The sequence below is a fragment of the Actinomyces sp. ICM47 genome (genome assembly GCF_000278725.1).
GTDB lineage: Bacteria > Actinomycetota > Actinomycetes > Actinomycetales > Actinomycetaceae > Pauljensenia.
Window position 1 is genome coordinate 1 of record NZ_ALCA01000097.1, and the last position, 3,622, is coordinate 3,622.

The window sequence follows — 3,622 nt, forward strand, 5'->3', positions numbered from 1 at the left end:
TCCTACCTGGGTGAGCGCTCCATCGGGCACCTCGACCCGGGTGCCGTCTCCACCTCCCTCATCCTGCGCGCCGCCGCGCGCGCAGCCACCGAGGGCCAGGACGCATGAGCGCGCGCGTCTCCTTCGTCATCGTCTCCCATTCCGCCTCCCTCGCCGTCGGCGTGTGCGAGCTGGCTGCCCAGATGGCCCCCGACGTGCGCTTCGAGGCTGCCGGGGGCACGGACGATGGCCGCATCGGCACCTCCTACGACCGCGTGGAGGCGGCCCTCGAGGCTGCCCTCGCAGCCGTGGCTGGGGAGGGCAGCGGCGTCATCGTCCTGACCGACCTCGGCTCGGCCACGATGACCGTCGAATCAGTCATCGAGATGAGTGACGACCCCGAGCGCGTGCGCTTCGTCGACACCGCCCTCGTCGAAGGAGCCGTCGCCTCGTCGGTTCGCGCCCAGGTCGGCGACGACCTCGACCAGGTCGCTGAGGCCGCAGCCGCCCTCGCCCCGCGCCTGAACGACGCGCCCGCCCAGGAGGCACCCAGCCCGGCCAACCCGCCTGTCAGCGGGGGAGCGGGGGAGGCCACGGCCTCGTCGGAGCGATGTGTTCCCCACGCCGAAGGAGACGCCGTCGTTGCGGATCCCGTCGGCCTGCACGCGCGCCCTGCTGCCGCCTTCACGCGCCTGGCGGAAACCTTTGACGCAGAGATCACGGTCAACGGCGTGGACGCAACCTCTATGCTCCTCCTGATGACGCTCGGTGTCGGGCAAGGCTCGACCGTCCACATTGAGGCCAATGGGGCCGACGCCACAGCCGCGGTCCAAGCGCTGACGGATATGCTTGAAAGGACCAATTAGGTAACCCTCACTATCACAGGAGACAACGTGAGCGCCAAGAGTGTTCTGCTGGAACCCCAGCACCTTCTCGACCCCACCCTCGAGCACACCCTCATCGTCGTCAAGCCCGACGGCTACGCCCGCAGCCTGACCGGCGAGATTCTGCGTCGCATCGAGGCCAAGGGCTACACGATCAAGGGCCTCAAGCTCATGGTCGCCACCCGTGAGCTGCTGGCCGAGCACTACGCCGAGCACAAGGGCAAGCCCTTCTTCGAGGGCCTCCTTGAGTTCATGAGTTCCGGCCCCGTCGTCGCCATGATCGTCGAAGGCCAGCGCGTCGTCGAGGGCATGCGCGTCCTCATGGGGTCGACCGACCCGACGACCGCCCCCGCCGGCACGATCCGCGGTGACCTGGGTCGCGCATGGAACAGCCCCCACATGGAGAACCTGATTCACGGCTCGGACTCCGTGGACAGCGCGATGCGCGAAATCGCCCTGTGGTTCCCCGAGATTTACTGAGGGGCCTGTAACCTGCAAGGATGCATCTCAAAACCCTGACGCTGCGGGGATTTAAGTCCTTCGCCAGTGCGACCACGCTCGCCCTCCAGCCGGGCATTACATGTGTCGTCGGCCCCAACGGGTCAGGTAAATCGAACGTCGTCGACGCTCTCGCCTGGGTCATGGGCGAGCAGGGAGCACGCGCGTTGCGCGGCTCGAACATGGCGGACGTTATTTTCGCGGGGACATCTGGGCGCGCGGCGTTGGGGCGCGCCCAGGTGGACCTGACGATCGACAATGCTGACGGGCTGCTCGACATCGAGTACTCGGAGGTGACGATCAGCCGCACCCTGTTCCGCGGGGGCGGCTCGGAGTATTCCATCAACGGCTCACCCGTGCGGCTCCTGGACGTCCAGGAGCTGCTCTCCGACACGGGCATGGGCCGCCAGATGCACGTCATCGTGGGGCAGGGGCAGTTGGATGCGATCCTGTCCTCCACGCCCGAGGAGCGGCGTGGCTTCATCGAAGAGGCCGCGGGCGTCCTCAAACATCGCCGCCGCAAGGAGCGAGCGCTCAAAAAACTCGCGGACATGGACGCGAATCTCGTGCGCGTCCTCGACCTGACGGCCGAGATCCACCGCCAGCTGAGGCCGTTGGCCCGCCAGGCGCGCATTGCCCGGCGCGCTTCCCTCATTCAGGCGCGCGTGCGCGACGCGAAGGCCCGTCTGCTCGCGGACGACCTGGCGTCGGCCCTCTCGCGCTTGGCTGCTCTCGAAGCCTCGGACGAGTCGGCCGCGCAGCGACGCGCAGCGCTGGAGGCTCAGATCGCCGCGTCGCGCGTGTCGTTGTCGTCCCTCGAGGAAGCTGAGCGTTCCTCCTCGCCCGCGCTCGAGCAGGCGTCGGCGGACTGGCAGTCGCTGACCACTCTCACTGAGCGCCTGCGCGGAACCCTCATGGCGGCCACGCAGAAGGTCGCCCTGCGCGCAACTCCCGAGCCTCCTCCGGCAGGGGAGGACCCCGATGTGCTCGACGAGCGCGCCCGCGTCGCCGGCACCGAAGACGCCGCTGTGGCCGGGCAGGTTGAAGTCGCGCGCTCTGCATTGACGTCCGCGACTCGCGCACGCGAGGCAGCTGAGGACACCGACGAGGCAGCCTCCCGCGAGCTGGCCCGCGTCAACCGCGTCATCGCCGACCACCGTGAGAAGGTCGCACGCCTGACGGGTGACGTGTCCACGGCCGCGTCACGCCTGGAGGCCGCCCGCGCCGAGGCTGAGCGCGCGTGGAGCGCGTACCAGGGCGCTCAGGAGCGCGCCGCTGCGGCGGAGGCCGCCGTGCCGGGGACGACAGGATCTGTGGCTGACAGTGCGTTCGATAAGGATGGATTATCCGTCGATTCAAGCGGGGGAGCGGCACGCGCACACGCGGAGGCGTCCGCGCGTCGTGACGCTGCGCGCGCCCGCGTGGACGAGCTGCTGGGTGTCGAGCGCGAGGCTCGAGCCGAGCGTGCTCGCTGGGAGGCACGCCGCGACGCGCTTGAGCAGCTGTTGGCCCCCGAGGATGGCACCTCCGAGCTGTTGGGGAAGCCCGGAGTGCTCGGCCAGGTCGCGCCCCTCTTACGCGTCGCACCCGGGTATGAGGACGCCGTCGCAGCCGCGCTCGCCCCTTTCGCGGATGCCGTTGTCGTGGATTCCCTGGCACGAGGCCTGGGCGAGCTGGACGCGGCACGCGCCGCCGGTCGTTCGCTGCGCCTCGTCGTTGCGCCCGGTGACCAGGGGCACGCGGAGGAAACCCTGAGGGCGGGGGAAGCCACGGCCTCGTCGCCTGTTGCTGCTTCCCCCGGTGCTCTCGGTGCTGCGGAGCTACCCGAGGGTGCCGCGTGGCTACGCTCGGTCGTCACCTGCGAGGGCGGCGCTGCGCCGCTAGCGGCACTGCTGGACGGGGTCGTCGCGTGCTCCGCTGAGTGTGCGCCTGCCGTGCTCGCCCTGACGGGCGTGCGGGCCGTCGTCACGCCCGGCGGCGACGTGCTGCGCGCGTGGTCGGTCGAGGGAGGCCGGCAGGCCTCGTCGGTGCTGTCCGTGCGCGCCGACTTCGAGCAGGCAAGTGTGCGAGCGAAGGACGCAGGTGCCCGCATGGACGCAGTCTCCAATGAACTCGCCCATGCGAACGTGCAGCTGGACCGATGCATCAAGGAGGCGAACGAAGCGCTCAAGGCCCTGCGTGCAGAGGATGCACAGCGCGCGAAAGAGGCCCAGGAGTTGGCTCGTGCCCAGTCGGCGGCGCAGGCAGCCCGTGCCGAGGCC

At 69.7% G+C, this 3,622-nt stretch carries 3 protein-coding genes and 1 pseudogene; all 4 read left to right on the plus strand.

All coding sequences use genetic code 11. The annotated features are described in order from the left end of the window. Positions 1-108, plus strand: a pseudogene (locus tag HMPREF1136_RS10910) (DAK2 domain-containing protein); the annotation flags it as partial. Continuing rightward, the gene (gene dhaM / locus HMPREF1136_RS06435) at positions 105-845 is read left to right on the plus strand and encodes a dihydroxyacetone kinase phosphoryl donor subunit DhaM (protein WP_009648531.1); all 741 of its coding nucleotides are present in this window, start codon (positions 105-107) and stop codon (positions 843-845) included. The pseudogene HMPREF1136_RS10910 and the gene dhaM, both read left to right, overlap by 4 nt. 27 nt (positions 846-872) lie before the next feature. Beyond that, the gene (gene ndk / locus HMPREF1136_RS06440; RefSeq protein ID WP_009648530.1) at positions 873-1,343 is read left to right on the plus strand and encodes a nucleoside-diphosphate kinase; all 471 of its coding nucleotides are present in this window, start codon (positions 873-875) and stop codon (positions 1,341-1,343) included. A gap of 20 nt (positions 1,344-1,363) precedes the next feature. Continuing rightward, positions 1,364-3,622 (plus strand): chromosome segregation SMC family protein (locus HMPREF1136_RS06445; protein ID WP_009648533.1); only part of this gene is annotated, 2,259 nt, incomplete at its 3' end.